At 74.5% G+C, this 18,434-nt stretch carries 6 protein-coding genes; 4 read left to right on the top strand and 2 right to left on the bottom strand.

Annotation, left to right across the window (positions count from 1 at the left end):
• Window positions 1–1,312 (bottom strand): enterobactin transporter EntS (gene entS / locus ACFPZN_RS29515; RefSeq protein ID WP_378285507.1); only part of this gene is annotated, 1,312 nt, incomplete at its 3' end.
• A gap of 76 nt (window positions 1,313–1,388) precedes the next feature.
• On the opposite strand from entS, the gene panD reads away from it, so the two are divergent.
• Both panD and ACFPZN_RS29505 read left to right on the top strand, forming a co-directional pair.
• The gene (panD, locus tag ACFPZN_RS29510; protein ID WP_378285506.1) at window positions 1,389–1,796 is read left to right on the top strand and encodes an aspartate 1-decarboxylase; all 408 of its coding nucleotides are present in this window, start codon (window positions 1,389–1,391) and stop codon (window positions 1,794–1,796) included.
• A gap of 58 nt (window positions 1,797–1,854) precedes the next feature.
• Window positions 1,855–3,444 (top strand): (2,3-dihydroxybenzoyl)adenylate synthase, encoded by a 1,590-nt coding sequence (locus ACFPZN_RS29505; protein WP_378285505.1) that lies wholly within the window; start codon window positions 1,855–1,857, stop codon window positions 3,442–3,444.
• Window positions 3,445–3,530: 86 nt separating this feature from the next.
• Here the strand turns inward: ACFPZN_RS29505 and ACFPZN_RS29500 are convergent, their stop codons facing one another.
• Complete coding sequence (locus ACFPZN_RS29500) at window positions 3,531–4,868, bottom strand: salicylate synthase (RefSeq protein ID WP_378285504.1); 1,338 nt, start codon at window positions 4,866–4,868, stop codon at window positions 3,531–3,533.
• 124 nt (window positions 4,869–4,992) lie between these two features.
• Here ACFPZN_RS29500 and ACFPZN_RS29495 point away from each other — a divergent pair, with 124 nt between their 5' ends.
• Window positions 4,993–17,211, top strand: coding sequence for an amino acid adenylation domain-containing protein (locus tag ACFPZN_RS29495; RefSeq protein WP_378285503.1), 12,219 nt, complete (start codon window positions 4,993–4,995; stop codon window positions 17,209–17,211).
• A gap of 117 nt (window positions 17,212–17,328) precedes the next feature.
• Window positions 17,329–18,360, top strand: a complete 1,032-nt coding sequence (locus tag ACFPZN_RS29490) for an iron-siderophore ABC transporter substrate-binding protein (RefSeq protein WP_378285502.1) — start codon at window positions 17,329–17,331, stop codon at window positions 18,358–18,360.
• Window positions 18,361–18,434: the final 74 nt, after the last annotated feature.

Here is an 18,434-nt window from a genome sequence, read left to right as displayed (position 1 = left end):
TGAGGACCAGGACCTTGGACGGCAGTCCCCGCTCGGTGATCTCCGTGATGGCCTCCACGCCGCTGCCGCCGGGCATGCGGAGGTCCATGAGGATGACGTCGGGGCGCAGGTCGGCCGCCAGGGACAGCGCGAGCGCGAGCGCGAGGACGGCGCTGACCGTCCCGTACACGACGATGGCGGCGCCGGGCGCGAGGTAGCGGCCCAGCGCGCCGGCGCCCAGCGACCCTACGGCCTCGCCGCCGGTCTCCTGCGCCGACCAGAGGGCGTTGACGCGGCCGAGGTAGGCGTCGGGCGTGTGGCTCTGGATGAGGCCGTAGCGCAGGATCTCCTCGATGGAGGCGACGAAGCCGTAAAGGAACAGGATGGCGACGGCCAGCACCGGGTGCCGGGCCAGGCCGAGCAGCGCCAGCGTCACGAACCCGGCGACGGACGCGACGAGCAGGACCCGTCCGGGCGCCCGGACCGTAGAGGCCCAGCCGCTGGTGACGGAGGCGAGCACGGCGCCGCAGGCGGGCGCGGTGTACAGGAACCCGATCGTGGTGGGCCCGCCGTCCAGGCTCAGCGCCGCGAACGCGGGCAGCAGCACCGGGATGCCGCCCGCGACCATGAACAGCAGGCCGAGCAGCATCAGCGAGCCCACGACCCGGTGCGTCGACACGAAGCGGAACCCGGACGCGAGCGCCTTCAGCGGCTTCTCATGCGTCTCGGCCTCGGGCTTGAGCGAGGGCAGCCCGGTCAGCAGGAACAGCGTGGCGAGCGTGCCCGCGGCCGCGGCCGCGTAGTTCCAGCCGACGCCGACCGCGGAGATCACCATGCCGCCGAGGGCGGGGGAGAGCATCGAGCCGAGCCGCACCGTGAGGGCGTTGAGCGCGCCCGCCGCCACGAGCTTGTCGGGTTTGACCAGCGCCGGTGTCGCGGCCAGCAGGGCGGTGACGCTGATGCCGGTGGCCAGGCCGTCCCAGGCGGCCAGGACGTAGAGGGCGGCCAGGGACGGCGACGGCAGGAAGGCGTTGAGCGTGAGCAGCACGAAGCCGATGCCGGCGGCGGTGCGGGCGCGCAGCATGAGCGTGCGGCGGTCGTACCGGTCGGCGAGCACGCCGCCCCACAGGAAGCCGACCAGCAGCGCGAACCCGCTGGAGGCCGCCACCGCGCCGACGTGCACGGTGGAGTCGGTCATGTCGTAGACCTGCACCGGCAGCGCGACCATCAGCATGCCGATGCCGAAGACCGACACCGTTCTGGCGATGAACACGTTGCGGAAAGGTCTGCTGCTGCGCAAGGGGCTGATGTCCATGGCCAGACGGCGAAGCATCTTCGGGGTTCTCCTCGGCAGGGGTAGTAGCTAAGGTAAGCCTAGCCTTAGTTGTTTTCGAGAAAGAGGCCGACCGGTGCAGCGCATGCTGATGAACGGAAAGATCCACCGTGCCACCGTCACCCAGGCGGACCTGCACTACGTGGGGTCGCTGACGATAGACGCCGACCTGATGGCCGCGGCCGACATCGTGGAGGGCGAGCAGGTGCAGGTGGTCGACATCACCAACGGCGCCCGGCTCGTCACCTACGCCATCACCGGGGAGGCCGGCAGCGGCGTGATCGGGATCAACGGGGCGGCGGCGCGGATCGTGCAGCCGGGCGACCTGGTCATCATCATCACCTACGCGTCGGTGGACGAGTCGGAGCGTAGCGCGCACGATCCGAAGGTGGTGCACGTGGACGCCGCCAACCGGATCGTCGCGCTCGGCTCCGACCCGGCCGAGCCCGTGCCGGGCGCCGAGGCGCAGCTCGCGGGGCGCTGAAATGGGCGGCGAAGCGGCTTCGGGGGGTCCGGGGGGCCGCCCCCGGGAAGGGCACGGCGTGGAAGGGTTCATCGCCTGGCCCCCGGAGCTCGAGGAGCGCTACACGCGCGAGGGCTACTGGAGCGACCGGCTGCTCGGCGGCGTGCTGCGCGGCGCGCCCGACCGGGTCGCGCTGGTCGCCGGTCCGGAGCGGCTGACCTACGCCGAGCTCGACCGGCGCGCCGACCGCACCGCCGCGGGGTTCCGGCGGCTCGGCGTCGGCCGCGGCGACCGCGTGGTCGTGCAGCTGCCCAACACCGCCTCGTTCGTCGTGGTGTTCCTGGCGCTGGTGCGGATCGGGGCCGCGCCCGTGCTGGCGCTGCCCGCGCACCGCGAGAGCGAGATCGGTTACCTGTGCGAGCTGTCGGAGGCGCGCGCCTACGTCGTCCCGGACGTCGACGGCGGCTTCGACTTCCGCGCCCTGGCCCGCACGCTCCGGGTCGAGCACGTCGTCGTGGACGGCGACGCGCAGGAGTTCGCCGCGCTCGCCGACCTCGACGCCGACCCCGCGGACGTGCCGGCCGGCGACGGCCCGGACCCCGCGGACGTCGGCGTGTTCCTGCTGTCGGGCGGCACGACCGGCCTGCCCAAGCTCATCCCGCGGACGCACCGTGACTACGTCTACAACCTGGAGGCGAGCGCGGAGGTCTGCGGCTTCGGCGAGGACACCGTCTACCTCGTCGTGCTGCCCGCCGCGCACAACTTCGCGCTGGCCTGCCCCGGCATCCTGGGCGTGTTCGCGACGGGCGGCACGGTCGTGCTGGCGCCCTCGGGGTCGCCGGACGAGGCGTTCCCGCTCATCGAGCGGGAACGTGCCACCGTGTGCGCCGCGGTGCCGCCGATCGCGCTGCTGTGGCTGGACGCGGTGTCGTGGTCCGACGAGGACCTCTCGTCGCTGGAGTTGCTCCAGGTCGGCGGCGCCAAGTTCGCCGCCGAGCGCGCCGCGCAGGTGCCCAAGGTGCTCGGCTGCTCGGTGCAGCAGGTGTTCGGGATGGCCGAGGGCCTGCTCAACTACACCCGGCTGGACGACCCCGCCGACCTGGTCGAGCGGACCCAGGGGCGGCCGCTGTCGCCCGCCGACGAGGTCCGCGTGGTCGACGCCGACGGCGCGGACGTGCCGGACGGCGAGGTCGGCGAGCTGCTCACCCGCGGCCCGTACACGCTGCGCGGCTACTACCGGGCGCCCGAGCACAACGCCCGCTCGTTCACCCCGGACGGGTTCTACCGCACCGGCGACCTGGTGCGGCGGCTGCCGTCCGGCCACCTGATCGTGGAGGGGCGCGAGAAGGACCAGATCAACCGGGGCGGCGACAAGATCTCGGCGGAGGAGCTGGAGAACCACCTGCTGGCCCATCCGGCCGTGCACGACGCCGCCGTGGTCGGCATGCCCGACCCGGTGATGGGGGAGCGGACCTGCGCGTTCCTCATCCTCCGTGAGGCGGCCGGGGACGGCGCCGCGCCGCCGGGGCTGCGCGAGGTCAAGGAGTTCCTGCGCGAGCGCGGGGTGGCCGCCTACAAGTTCCCCGACCGGATCGAGACGACCGGCGCCTTCCCCCGCACCCCGGTCGGCAAGATCAACAAGAAGGCCCTGGCAGCCCGGCTGGGCTGAGCCCGCCGGTTCCGAGCCGGGCGCACGACGGACGCCCTCCGCACCCGGGCAGCGGGGTGCGGAGGGCGTTCCCTCGTGCCGGGAGGTCAGGAGGCCGGGACGACGTACGGGGCGATGCTGGACAGCTTCTCGCACGTCTCCTCGTACTCGCGCTCGGGCGTGGAGCCGGTGACGATGCCGGCGCCCGCCCGCAGCCAAGCGCCGTCCTCGTCGCTGTAGAGGGCGCGCAGCACGAGGGCGGCGTCCATCGCGCCGTCGTGGGAGATGGTGAGGACCGCGCCCGCGTACAGCCCGCGCGGCTCCTCCAGCCGCCCGATCGCGGCCACCGCCTCGGCCTTGGGGATGCCGGAGGCGGTCACGCCGGGGAACAGCGCGTCCAGCACGTCCCAGCTGGTGCGGCCGGGCGCCAGCAGGCCGCTGACGCTGGAGCCGAGGTGCTGCACGCTGCCGCGCTCCTTCACCGCCATGAACCCGGTGACCTGGACGGTGTCGGGCTCGCACACGCCGTACAGCTCCTCCTGGGAGGTGCGGACGGACACGGCGTGCTCGAAGATCTCCTTGGGGTCGGTCTCCAGTTCGTGCCGGGTCGCCGCGTCCACCTCCGCGCCCCGCCCGAACGCGCGGGTGCCGGCCAGCGGCTGCGTCATGACGGTGCCGGTGCCGTCCACGCCCGCCAGCACCTCGGGGCTGAACCCGGTGGCGCCGAAGCCGCCGAGGCGGAGCAGGAACGAGCGGGCCGGGGTGTTGGCCTCGCGGCCGCGCACGTAGGTGGCGGTGACGTCGACGGGGTGAGAGATGGGTAGCCGCCTGGATACGATCACCTTTTGGTAGAGCCCGGCCGCGATCTCCTCGACGGCCTGGGCCACCCGTGACCGGTATCGGTCACCGCCGACCCGGACGTCGACCGGCGCGGGGGAGCCGAACCGGAGCGGTCCCGGCGCGGCGAGGAAGGCGGCGACGGCCTCGGCCTCCGCCGTGTCCACGCTGGTGACGGTGGCGGTGGCGCCCTCGATCCGCACCTCCGTGCGCGGGACGACCAGATGCGCGAGCCGCTGCCCGGCGGGCCGGTCGGCGGGGCGGGCGAACTCGAAGGCGATCCACCCGTAGGCGTTCCACGTGGCGAAGGGGCAGGCGCGGAACGCCTCGTCGAGCGCCGCGGACGGCGCGCCGGACCAGGAACGTTCCGATGGCTCGGCGCCGGCCCAGCGCGTGCGCGCCACGCCGTCGTCGAGGACCACCTCGCCGAGCACGCCGCCGGCGAACGTCCAGAGCCCGGGACGCTCGTAAACGACGTGGTCGTCGAACCTGCCGGAGCCGGACAGCCCCGCCAACAGACGCAGCGGCTCGGCACCGGTCACGTCGACCGTGAGCTCCGTGACCGCGAACGTGGTGACCGGACCGGCCGTGCGCACACCGAAGGACAAGGCACCCAACTCCTCTTCGACCGAAATATGCAGTCAAACTTAGGTAAGGCTAACCTTGTGCGTTTTTCGTAGGCAAGGCTAACCTAACTGACTGCGGTGGCCGACGACGACGAAAGAGTTGAGCGTGCGGGAACAGACGGCGGCGCGGCGACGCGAGCTGATGCGGCGAATGATGGTTGAGGCCGGGCTCGGCCCGGACACCTCCCGGATAGGTCCGCGTGGATCGGACGGCCCGGCGCCGTTGTCGTACGCGCAGCAGAGCATGTGGTTGCACCACCGGACGTTCCCCCAGAGCCCGGCCTACAACGTGTGCCTGCTGGTGAACCTGACGGGCGACCTCGACACCGCCGCGCTGCGCGAGGCGCTGCGCGGGCTGATCCGGCGCCACGCCGTCCTGCGCACCGTCTACGCCGACGCCGACCCGGCGGCCAACGGCGAAGCTCCCTCTGGAGCGGTGCAAATCGTCACCGACGACGACGCCCTCGACCTTCCCGCGAACGACTGCCCCGCCGAAGCGGCGCGGACGCGCGCCGAGGAACTGGCGGCGCTGCCGTTCGACCTGCGCAAGGAGCGGCCGATCCGGCTGGAACTGCTGCGTCTGGGCGAGCGCGAGCACGCCCTGGTCCTGGTCGTCCACCACATCGCGTGGGACGGCATGACGTGGGGCTCGCTGTCGGGCGACCTGTCGGCGCTCTACCGTGCCGCGCTCGCCGGGACGCCCGGCGCGCACGGCCTGCCCGACCTCGCCGTGCAGTACGCCGACTTCGCCGAGTGGGAGCAGCGGCGCCCCGTCCAGGAGGACGACCTGGCGTACTGGCGTGCCCGGCTCGACCCGCCGCCCGCGGCGCTGGACCTGCCCGCCGACCGCCCGCGCGGCGCCACCGTGTCCGAGCGCGGCGGGCGCCGCGCCCGCACCTTCGACGACGCGGTCACCGCCGGGATGCGGCGGCTGGCCGCCGAGGAGAACCTCACCCCGTACATGGTGATGATGGCCGCGTACGCGGTCCTGCTGCACCGCTACACCGGGTCGGCCGACATCTCGATCGGCTCGTCGGTGATGAACCGCGAGCACGCCGAGGTGCAGCGGCTGGTCGGCAACTTCGGCAACACCCTCGCGCTGCGCACCGATCTGTCGCCCTCGGACGGGACGCCGGGCGCAGGCCCGACCTTCCGGGAGGCGCTGCGCCGCGTCGGCCGCACGGTCGAGGAGGGCTTCGCCCACCAGGCGCTGCCCTACGACGCGATCGTGCGCGAGCTGCGCCCCGCACGGACGCAGGGCCGCTCGCCGTTCTTCGACACCATGCTGCTGTTCCTGGTCCAGGAGATCGGCGAGCTGGACCTGCCCGGCGTCACCTCCGGCTGGACCCACATCCACAACGGGACGACGCACTTCGACCTGTCGCTGGAGGCGTTCGTCCGGCGGCAGGGGATGACGGTCGAGGCGACGTTCCGCCGCGAGCTGTTCGACGACGCGCGCATGGACGCGCTGCTGGCCCACCTGGAGCGGCTGCTCGGCGACGCGACCGCCGACCCGGACCGTCCCATCGGCGCCTACGACCTCACGACCGGCGAGGACCGCGCCGTCGTGGACGCCGCGAACGACACCGGCCGCCCCGTCCCCGTGACGAACGTGGTCGAGCTGTTCGCCGACCAGGCCGCCCGCACGCCCGAGTCGACGGCCGTCGAGGGCACGGAGGGCGGCGCGGCGTCCCTGACCTACGCCGAGCTGGACGCGCGTGCGTCCGCCCTCGCCGCGAAGCTGCGCGCCCGCGGCGCCGGTCCGGGCGAGGTCGTGGCGATCGCGCACCCGCGCACCCCCGATCTGGTGGTCGCGCTGCTGGGCGTGCTGAAGTCCGGCGCCGCCTACCTGCCGCTCGACCTCGACCACCCCGCCGACCGGCTCGCCTACATGCTGGACGACGCCGGCCCGCTGTGCGTCATCGCCGCCTCCGGCACCACCGGGAAGCTCCCGGAGGACCGCGACGTCATCCTTCTCGACGAGATCGACCTGGTCACCGCCGCGCCCTCCGAGCCCCTGCCCGACCTCTCCCCGGACGACCTCGCCTACGTCATCTACACCTCGGGCTCCACCGGCAGGCCCAAGGGCGTGGCGATCCCGCACGGCGCGCTGGCCAACTTCCTGCTGATGCAGCGCGCCGAACTCGCGCTGGACGGCACCGACCGGCTGGTCGCCGTGACCACCATCGCCTTCGACATCGCGGCGCTGGAACTGTACGTGCCGCTCATCAGCGGGGCCACGGTCGTCCTCGCGGGACGCGCCGCCGTCCGCGACCCCGCCGCGCTCGCCGGCCTGCTCACCGGCGCCACGATCGTCCAGGGCACGCCGTCGCTGCTCGGCTCGCTCGACCCCGCCGCCCTCCGGGGGCTGCGGGTGCTGGTCGGCGGCGAGGCGCTGCCCGCCGACCTCGCCGCCTCGCTCGCGCGGGTGGCGGCGCGGGCCACCAACGTGTACGGGCCCACCGAGGTCACGATCTGGGCGACCTCCGCCGACATCCGCAGCGAAGCGAGGAATGTCGGCGCGGCTCTTGCCGGGGGGTCTGGGGGGTCGTCCCCCCAGAATGACACCGACCTGCCGTCGGACGGGATCGGGCGCCCGTTCTGGAACACCCGCGCCCACGTGCTGGACGCCGCGCTGCGTCCCGTCCCGGTCGGCGTGCCCGGCGAGCTGTACCTGTCGGGGGCACAGCTCGCGCGCGGCTACGTCGGCCGGCCCGACCTGACCGCCGAGCGGTTCGTCGCCGACCCGTACGGCCCGCCCGGCACCCGCATGTACCGCACCGGCGACCTGGCCCGCTGGAACCGGGACGGCTCCCTGGAGTACCTGGGCCGCACCGACGACCAGGTGAAGATCCGCGGATTCAGGATCGAGCCCGCCGAGGTGCAGGCGGTCCTGGCGGCGCAGGAGGGCGTCGCGCAGGCGGCGGTGGTGGTGCGCGAGGACCGTCCCGGCGATCCGCGCCTGGTCGGCTACTACGTGCCCGCGCCCGGCGCCGCGGCGGCCGAGGACGCCGCTTTCGAGGGGGCACTGCGCGACGCACTGGCCGAAACGCTGCCCGAGTACATGGTGCCGTCCGCCCTGGTCGCCCTGGACGCGCTGCCCCGCACCGTCAACGGCAAGCTCGACCGCAGGGCGCTGCCCGCCCCCGCGGCCGAGGCCGGGATCTCGGGCCGGGAGCCCAGGGACGACCGCGAGACCGCGCTGTGCGCGGTGTTCGCCGAGGTCCTCGGGCACGACCGGGTGACGATCGACGACGACTTCTTCGCGCTCGGCGGGCACTCGCTGCTGGCCACCCGGCTGGCCGCGCGCGTCCGCGCGGAACTGCGCGCCGAACTGACCATCGCGGACGTGTTCGAGGCCCCCACCGTCGCCGCGCTCGCGCCCCGCCTCGTCGAGGTCGCCGGCACCCGGGTCCGGGACGTCGAGCGCCCCGCCGTCCTGCCGGTGTCGGCCGCGCAGCGCGGGCTCTGGTTCGAGGAGCGGCTGCGCGGGCCCTCGCCCGCGTACGCGCTGCCGCTGGGCCTGCGGCTGTCCGGGCCGGTCGACCCCGGCGCGCTGCGCGCCGCGTTCGGCGACGTCGTCGACCGCCACGAGGCGCTGCGCACGCTGCTGGCCGAGGGCGAGGACGGGCTGCCCGTCCAGCGCGTCCTGGACCCCGGCACGGCCGCCGCCTTCGACGTCGTGGACGCGCGCGGCTGGACGCCCGAGCGGCTCGCGGAGGCCGAGGCGGGCGCCGCCGCGCACATCTTCGACCTCGGCACCGACCTGCCCATCCGCGCCACCCTCATCCGCACCGGCGACCAGGAGTGGACGCTGGTGCTGCTGCAGCACCACGCCGCCGCCGACGAGTGGTCGTTCACGCCGCTGCTGGCCGACCTGTCGGCCGCCTACGCCGCGCGGCTGGAGGGCCGCGCCCCGGACTGGGCGCCGCTGCCCGTCCAGTACGCCGACTACGCCGTCTGGCAGCCGCAGGCGCCCGAGCCCGCCGGCGGCCTGGCGCACTGGGAGCGGGCGCTGGCCGGGCTGCCGGAGGAGACCGTCCTGCCGCTGGACCGGCCGCGGCCCGCCGAGGCCACCCACCGGGGCGGGCTGGTGCCGTTCCGGCTGCCGCTGGAGGGGGTGCGGGAACTGGCCCGCGCCACCGGCACCAGCGTGTTCATGGTGCTGCACGCCGCCGTCGCCGCGCTGCTGCAGCGGTCGGGCGCGGGCGACGACATCGCGCTCGGCTCGCCCATCGCGGGCCGCTCCGACGAGGACCTCACCGACCTGGTCGGCGTGTTCGTCAACCTGCTGGTGCTGCGCACCGACCTGTCCGGCGACCCGACGTTCGCCGAGCTGCTCGACCGGGTGCGCGCCGCCGACCTGGACGCCTTCGCGCACGCCGGGGTGCCGTTCGAGCGCGTGGTGGAGCGGCTGGCGCCGGAGCGGTCGCTGGCGCGCAGCCCGCTGTTCCAGGTGATGATCGTGCACCAGCGGCTGGACGACGTGCGGCCGTCGCTGCCGGGGGTGCGGGCGACGCCGTTCCTGCCCGAGACCGGCGGCGTCAAGTTCGACCTCGACCTGTACTTCGCCGAGGGCGAGGACGAGGTGGAGGGCTTCGCCGCGTACGCCGCCGACCTGTTCGACCCGGAGACCGTCACCGACCTGGTCGACCGGCTCGGCGAGCTGCTCGGCCGGATCGCCGCCGACCCCGGTGTCCGGCTGTCCGCGCTCGGCGCGCCGGTCCGGGGGCCCGACACCGCCCGCGACTTCCCGGTACGAACCGTCGCGGAGCTGGTCGAGGCCCAGGTGGCGCGGACCCCGGACGCGACCGCCCTCGTCTTCGGCGACACCGTGCTGACCTACGCCGAACTGGACGGGCGCGCCGAGCGGCTGGCCGACCGGCTCGCCGCCGCCGGGGCGGGACCGGAGACCACCGTCGCGATCGCGCTGCCGCGCTCCGCCGACTTCGCCGTGGCGCTGCTGGCCGTGCTGAAGACCGGTGCCGCCTACCTGCCGATCGACGTCACCTACCCGGCCGCCCGCGTCGACTTCATGATCGAGACGGTCCGCCCGCTGCTGGTCCTGGGCCGCGACGAGCCGCCCGTGTCCGCCCCGCCGCGCACCCGGCCGGACGTGCGCCCCGGCCACCCGGCCTACGTCATCTTCACCTCCGGTTCCACCGGCACGCCCAAGGCGGTCGTCGGGACGCAGGGGGCGCTGGCCAACCGGCTCGCCTGGGGCGCCGAGCTGACCGGGCCCGGCGTGCGCGCCGCCAAGAGCTCGCCCGCGTTCATCGACGGCACCACCGAGCTCCTCGGCGGCCTGGTCGCCGGTGACACCGTGGTCGTGGCCGACGACGACACCGCCACCGACGCGATCGCCCTCACCGCCTTCCTCGACCGGCACGGCGTCGGCACCGTCACGCTGGTCCCGAGCCTGCTGTCGGCGCTGCTGGAGGCGGGCCCGCCCGCGTCCGTCACCACCTGGATCAGCAGCGGCGAGGCGCTGCCCGCCGCGCTGGCCGAGCGCGCCCCCGGACGCGTGGTCAACCTGTACGGCTGCTCGGAGGCGGCCGGCGACAGCCTCATCGCCGACGGCGGCACGGGAGGGCTCTCTCCGATCGCCAACACCGCGGCCTACGTGCTGGACGCCGCGCTCCGCGAGGTGCCGGTCGGCGAGCTGTACCTGGCGGGCGACGGCCTGGCCCGCGGCTACCTCGGCGACCCGGCGCGCACCGCCGAGCGGTTCGTCGCCAATCCGTTCGGCCCGCCCGGCTCGCGGCTCTACCGCACCGGCGACCGGGTCCGGCGGCGCCGGGACGGCTCGCTGGACTTCCTGGGCCGCGCCGACGACCAGCTCAAGATCCGCGGCTTCCGGATCGAGCCCGGCGAGATCGAGACCGTGCTGGCCGCGCAGCCCGGCGTCCGGCAGGCGGCTGTTACCGTCACCGGGGGGGCTGGGGGGTCGTCCCCCCAGAATGACACTGCGGTGCGCGGGGGATCGCGTCTGGTCGGGTACGTGACCGGCGACGTCCCCGACCCGGACGCGCTGCTCGACCGCCTCGGGGAGCTGGTGCCCGGCTACCTCGTGCCGTCCGAGCTGGTCGTGCTGGAGGAGATGCCGCTCAACCCCAACGGCAAGGTGGACCGCCGGGCGCTGCCCGAGCCGGGGCGCGGCGCCTCCGGGCGCCCGCCGCGCACCGGGCCCGAGCTGGTCCTGGCCGGGCTGGCGGGCCGCCTCCTCGGCCGCGACGACGTGGCCGCCGACGACGACTTCTTCCGCACCGGCGGCGACAGCATCAGCGCCGCCCTGCTGGTGGCCCGCGCCCGCCGCGCGGGGCTGGTCTTCACCGTCCGGGACGTGTTCCGGCTGCGCACGGTCGAGGCGCTCGCCGCCGCGGCCGCCATCGACGGCGGCGGCGCGGCGGTGGAAGCCGCGGCCCCGGCGGACGAGCCGTCGGAGCTGCCGCTCTCGCCGCTCCAGGAGGGCCTGCTCTTCCACCTGATGATGGCGGGCGAGGGCCGCGACATCTACGTCCAGCAGGCCGTGGTGACGCTGTCCGGCCCCGTCGACCCCGACCGGCTCAAGGACGCGGCGCGCGGCGTCCTGGAGAAGTACCCGAACCTGCGCGCCGGGTTCCGCGCCGACGGCGGCCGCACCGTCCAGTTCGTGCCCGCCGAGTTCGAGGTGCCCTGGACCCACGCGGAGGTCGCCGGCGAGGACGAGCTGGAGGCGTTCGTCGACGCCCAGCGCGCCCGCCCGTTCGACCCCGGACGCCCGCCGCTGATCCGCTTCGGCCTGGCCGGCCTCGGAGAGCACGACCACCGGCTGATCCTGACCTCCGAGCTGATCCTGCTGGACGGCTGGTCCGGCGGCCTCCTGGTCACCTCGCTGCTGGAGCACTACACCGACGCCGCCGCCGAGGCCGCCCGTCCCGCGGCGCCCTTCCGCGCCTACCTGGACTGGGTGAACGCCCGCGACCGCCAGGAGTCCATCGACGCCTGGCGCGCCGAGCTCGACGGGTTCGACGAGCCCGCGCTGCTGCGCCCCGGGCTGCTGGACCGTCCCGCCGACCTGTCCACCGCCGGCGAGGTGCACCGCGACCTGCCCGCCGGGCTCGCCGGACGGCTCGACGCGGTCGCCCGCGAGCGCGGCATCACGCGGGGCACGCTGTTCGAGACCGCGTGGGGCCTGGTGCTCATGGGCCTCACCGGCCGCGACGACGTGGTCTTCGGCGCCTCCGTCTCCGGCCGCCACCCGGACGTGCCTGGGGTGGAGTCGATCGTCGGCCTGCTGTTCAACACCATCCCGGTGCGGGTGCGCGCGGGCGGGGCCGACTCGCTGGACGCCGTGCTGGAACGCGTCCAGGGCGCCCGGTCCGAGCTGTTCGACCACAACCACGTCGCGCTCGCCGACGTCCAGCGCGCCACCGGCCTGGGGACGCTGTTCGACACCCTCTTCGTCTTCCAGAACTTCCCCGGCATGCCCACCGACCGCGGCTTCGGCCCGGACGGCGACGTGCGGGTGCTGGGCCGGGAGGTCCGGGACGCCACCCACTACCCGATCACGATGGTGGTGGAGCCCGGCGCCGGGCTGCGCGTCATGTACCGGGGCGACGCGTTCACCGAGGCCGAGACCGAGCGGATCACCGACCGGTACGTCCGCGTGCTCCAGCAGCTCGCCGACGACCCCGGCACCCTCTGCCACCGCCTGGACGTCCTCGTCCCCGAGGAGCACGACCGGCTGCGCGCCGACTGGGACGAGGCCGTCCGGCCGGTGCCGGAGCTGACCGTCGCCGAGCTGCTCGCCGAGCAGGCCGGGCGCACCCCCGACCGCACCGCCCTGGTGTCGCTGCCGGACGTGTCGCTCACCTACGCCGAGCTGAACGCCGAGGTCAACCGGCTCGCCCGGCTGCTGCTGCGGCACGGCGCCGGCCCCGAACGGGTCGTCGCGCTCGCGCTGCCCCGCTCGGCGGAGATGGTCGTGGCGCTGTTCGCGGTGCTGCGCACGGGCGCCGCGTACCTGCCGCTGGAACTGGACTACCCGGCCGACCGGCTCGACTACATGCTCGCCGACGCCGCCCCGGCCTGCCTCGTCTCGCACGGCCCGATCGCCGCCGGACTCACCTTCGGCGGCCCGGTGATCGAACTGGACGACCCCGCCGTCCGCACGTCCCTCGACGGGCTCGACGGCGGGGACCTCGCCGACGGCGAGCTGCCCGGCTTCGCGCCGGGCACGCCCGGCCGCATGGACCGGCCCGCCTACGTCATCTACACCTCCGGCTCCACCGGACGGCCCAAGGGCGTGGTGACGCCGTACCGCGGCCTGACGAACATGCAGTTCAACCACCGCGCCAACATCTTCGACCCGGTCGTCGAATCCGCCGGGCGCGGGCTGCGGATCGCGCACACGGTGTCGTTCTCCTTCGACATGTCGTGGGAGGAACTGCTGTGGCTCATCGAGGGCCACGAGGTGCACGTCTGCGACGAGGACCTGCGCCGCGACGCCGAGGCCCTCACCGCCTACCTGCGGCGGCACCGGATCGACGTCATCAACGTGACGCCCACCTACGCCCAGCACCTCCTCGACGAGGGGCTGCTCGACGACACCGGTGACGGGCACCGTCCGCCGCTGGTGCTGCTGGGCGGCGAGGCCGTCCCGACCTCGGTGTGGGAACGGCTCGCCGAGGCCGACGGCGTCCTCGGCTACAACCTGTACGGCCCCACCGAGTACACGATCAACACCCTGGGCGGCGGCACCGAGGACAGCGCCACGCCCACGGTCGGCAAGCCGATCTGGAACACCCGCGGCTACGTGCTGGACCGGTGGCTGCGGCCCGTCCCGAAGGGCGCCCCCGGCGAGCTGTACATCGCGGGCGCCGGGCTGGCCCGCGGCTACCTCGGCCGTCCCGACCTGACCGCCGAGCGGTTCGTGGCCGACCCCTTCGACGAGCACGGCGGCGGGGGCCGGATGTACCGCACCGGCGACCTGGTCCGGGTGCGCGAGGACGGCAACATCGACTTCCTCGGCCGCACCGACGACCAGGTGAAGATCCGCGGCTACCGGGTGGAGCTGGAGGAGATCGAGACCGCGCTGGCCGCCGAGCCCGGCGTCGGCCAGGCCGCCGTGATCGCCGCCGACACCGACATGCCCGGCGTGAAGCGGCTGCTCGGCTACGTGGTGCCGGACGGGTCGCGCGAGGGCGCGGCCGACGAGCAGATCGCCGAGTGGCGGCAGATCTACGACGCCGAGTACACCGAGGTCTCCACGGTCGTGCACGGCGAGGAGTTCGCCGGCTGGGACAGCAGCTACGACGGCGGCCCGATCCCGCTGGACCACATGCGCGAGTGGCGGGAGACGACCGTCGAGCGGATCCGCGCGCTGCGCCCCCGCCGCGTGCTGGAGATCGGCGTCGGCACCGGCCTGCTGCTGACCCGGCTCGCGCCCGGCTGTGAGGAGTACCACGGCACCGACTTCTCCGCGCCCGTCATCGACAAGCTCCGCGCCGACCTCGGCCCCGGCTCGCCGGTACGGCTCAGCTGCCGGCCCGCGCACGACACCGAGGGCCTGCCCCGCGAGCACTTCGACACGATCGTCATCAACTCCGTCGTCCAGTACTTCCCCGGCGCCGGCTACCTCGCCGACGTGATCGCCCAGGCGATGGAGCTGCTGGTGCCGGGCGGGGCGCTGTTCGTCGGGGACGTGCGCGACCTGCGCTCGGTCCGCGCGTTCCACGCCGCGATCCAGCTCGGCCGCGGCGGCGGCGACCCGGCCGCCGTCGACCGCGCCGTCCGGATGGAGAAGGAACTGCTCCTGGAGCCGGCCTTCTTCGCCTCCGTCGGGGAGTCCGTCGGCGCGGCGCGGGTGGAGGCGCGCACCAAGCGCGGCGTCCACCACAACGAGCTGACCCGGCACCGCTACGACGTCACGCTGTGGAAGGCGTCGCCGGATCGGGTCTCGGAGCTGGAGACACGGGTCGTCGACTACACCGGCCCCGGCGACCTGCCCGCGCCCGGGGCAGCGGTCCGGCCGCTGCGCGTGCGCGGCATCCCCGACCCGCGGCTGTCCGGCGAGGTCGCCGCGCTGCGCGCCCTGGAGGCGGGCGCCACAGCCGACGAGGCCCGCGAACTGCTTCAGGCGCCGCCCGAGGGCGTCGAGCCCGAGCGGCTGTACGAGCTGGACCCGGACGTGGTCACCACCCCGTCGGACGAGATCGGCCGCTACGACGCCGTCTTCGGCGGCGGCGCCGCGGGCATCGAGGCGGCGCCCGACCGGCGGGCCGCCTCGTACGCCAACGACCCGGTCGCCGCCCGCGACCTCGGCGTGCTGGCCTCCCGCGTCCGCGAGGGGCTCAAGCAGCGGCTGCCCGCGTACATGGTGCCGAGCGCCATCGTCACGCTGGACGCCCTGCCGCTGACCGTCAACGGCAAGCTGGACCGGCGCGCCCTGCCCGACCCCGGCCAGTCCGGCGGCCCGCGCAAGTCCGGCGGCCGGGCCGCGCGGACCCCGGTCGAGCGGCTGCTGTGCACGCTGTTCGGCGAGGTCCTGGACGCCACGGGCGTCGGCATCGACGACGACTTCTTCGAGCTGGGCGGCCATTCGCTGCTGGCGACCCGGCTGATCGGCCGGGCCCGCACGGTGCTGCGGACCGAGCTGGCGATCCGGGACCTGTTCGAGGCGCCGACGGTGGCCGAGCTGGCGGCCCGCGTCCACCAGCGGGCGGAGGGCGAGCTGCGGCCCGTGCTGGAGCCGCGGGAGCGTCCCGAGCGGATCCCGCTGTCGTTCGCGCAGCGCCGCCTGTGGATGCTCGACCAGCTGCTGCGGGAGGACGACGGTCCGCGCGGCGCGTACCACCTGCCGCTGGCCGTCCACCTGCGCGGCGACCTCGACCTGGCCGCGCTGGAGGCCGCGATCGGCGACGTGACCGCCCGGCACGAGAGCCTGCGGACGGTGTTCGCCGAGGACGACGGCGCCCCCTACCAGCGGATCCTGCCGCCGGAGGAGGCACGGCCCGCGCTGGAGGTCGCCACGTGCGCGCCGGAGGAGGTCATCGCCCGGCCGTTCGACCTGGCCCGCGACATCCCCCTGCGCGTGGCGGTCTTCCCTGAGGGGGAGGGGGAGCATCTCCTGCTGGCGGTGTTCCACCACATCGCGTTCGACGAGTGGTCGTTCGGGCCGTTCGCGCGGGACGTCGCCGAGGCGTACGCGGCCCGGCTCGGCGGCGGGGAGCCGCCCGCCTGGGAGGCGCCGTCCGTGCAGTACGCCGACTACACGCTCTGGCAGCGCGACCTGCTCGGCGACCCGCTCGACCCCGGCAGCCTGCACGCCCGCCAGCTCGCGCACTGGGCGCAGGCCCTGTCCGGGATCCCCGACGAGATCCCGCTGCCGGTGGACCGGCCCCGGCCCGCCACCGTCGGGCAGCGCGGCGCCACCCGCACCGTCGACCTGCCGCCCGGCCTGGTCGACCGGCTCCGCAAGCTGGCCCGCGGCAACGGCGCCACCATGTTCATGGTGTGCCAGTCCGCGGTGGCCGCGCTGCTGCACCGCATGGGCGCGGGCGACGACGTCCCGCTGGGCAGCCCCGTCGCCGGGCGCACCGACGACGCGGCCCGCGACCTGGTCGGGTTCTTCGTCAACACGCTGGTGCTGCGCGCCGACGTGTCCGGCGACCCCACGTTCACCGAGCTGCTCGGCCGCGTCCGGGAGGCGGTGCTGGCCGGGCTCGCCCACCAGGACCTGCCGTTCGAGGCGGTCGTCGAGGCGCTCCGGCCGCCCCGCGCGCCCGGCCGCAACCCGCTGTTCCAGGTGATGGTCGGATACGAGAACCAGGGCGTCGGGGACGTGCGCTTCCCGGGGCTGGAGCAGCGCGAGGCGCTGTTCGGGCCCGGCGCGGCCAAGTTCGACCTGGACTTCATCTTCCGCGAGGCGCCCGGCTCGCTCCAGCTGATCGTGGACTACTCGGCGGACCTGTTCGACGACGCCACGATCGGCACCCTCGCCGGCGCCCTGACCGGCCTGATGGAGGCCGTCGCCGACGACCCCGGCGTCCGGGTCGGGGCGCTGCCCGCCTCGCTCACCGCCCGCAGCGTCACCGGCGAGGCCGCCGGACCGGCGGGGCCCCGCGACGGCGACCGCGAGGCCGCGCTGTGCCGCGTCTTCGCCGAGGTGCTCGGCGTGGACGAGGTCGGCCCCGACGACGACTTCTTCGACCTCGGCGGCCACTCGCTGCTGGCGATGAAGCTGGTGAGGCGGATCCGGCGGGAGCCGGGCTGCGCCGACCTGAAGATCGCCACGCTGCTGGCCGCGCCGACGGTCGCCCGGCTGCTCGACCGGCTCGGATAGGAGCCAGGCGTGCGGCCCGACCCCACCAGACCACCCCGGAACCGGTCCGGGACCGTTACCCCACTGTCAGGAAGGACGACCCCCATGCGCCGAATCCTTGTGGAGGGGAGACCCCCCATGCCCCGCGATAGAAGAGGCTCCACCATGCGCCGCCTGGCCGCGGCCGGGGCTCTGCTGCTGAGCCTCGGCCTCGTGGCCGCCTGCGGCGACGACGAGCCCGCGGAGACCTCCGCCGGTGGCGGGTCCGGGGGCGCGTACCCCGTCACCCTCACCCACAAGCTCGGCACCGCCACGATCGAGAAGAAGCCGGAGCGGATCGTCGCGCTCGGCGAGGTCGACCAGGACGCCCTGCTCGCCCTGGGCGTCCAGCCGGTCGGGATGACCGAGCTGACCGGCGTCCAGCCCGACGGCCTGGCCCCCTGGACCGCGTCCAAGGTCACCGGGACCAAGCCCACGCTGCTGAAGCCGGCGGAGTCCGGGTTCAACCTGGAGGAGATCGCCAAGCTGCGCCCCGACCTGATCCTGGCCGGCGGCGACTTCACGATCGACAAGGAGTACGCCAAGCTCAAGGAGCTGGCGCCGACCACCGCGTACCAGACGGGCCCGGCCGAGGACTCCTGGCAGGACATCACCCGGCAGGTCGCGCAGGCCGTCGGGCTCAAGGCCGAGGGCGACAAGCTGGTCGCCGACGTCGAGGCCAAGATCGGCTCGGTCAAGACGGCGCACCCCGAGCTGAACGGCAAGGGCTTCGCGTTCACCAGCGTCATGCCCTCCGGGAACATCGCCGTGATGAAGTCCAAGGACGACACCAGCGTCAAGATGCTGGAGCAGTTCGGCATGAAGCTGCCCGACACCCTCGCCACGCTGCCCGGCGAGGGCTTCGCCGCCGAGCTGAGCATGGAGAAGGTCTCGGTCCTGGACGTGGACGTCCTGATCAGCCACTACAACGACGACCCGGCCACGCAGAAGAAGATCGAGGGCAACAAGGTCTTCGCCGACCTCGGCGTGGTCAAGCGGGGCGCGTACGTGGCGCTCGACCTCAAGGCGTTCTGGCCGCTGCGCACCCCCACCGCGTTGTCGGTCCCCTACGTGGTCGACCAGATCGTGCCGAAGATCGCCCAGGCCGCCAAGGCGGAGAAGACGGGCTGACCGCCCGCCCCTCCGCGGCATCCGGGGCCGGCGGCCGCGGAGGGGCCCGTTCCCTGGCCCCGTACGACTTTGGC

The organism is Actinomadura rugatobispora, from assembly GCF_042656285.1.
In the GTDB taxonomy this organism is placed as follows: Bacteria; Actinomycetota; Actinomycetes; order Streptosporangiales; family Streptosporangiaceae; genus Spirillospora; species Spirillospora rugatobispora.
Note: the sequence above shows the minus strand (reverse complement) of the source record. Positions and strands in the feature narration are given on the sequence as shown.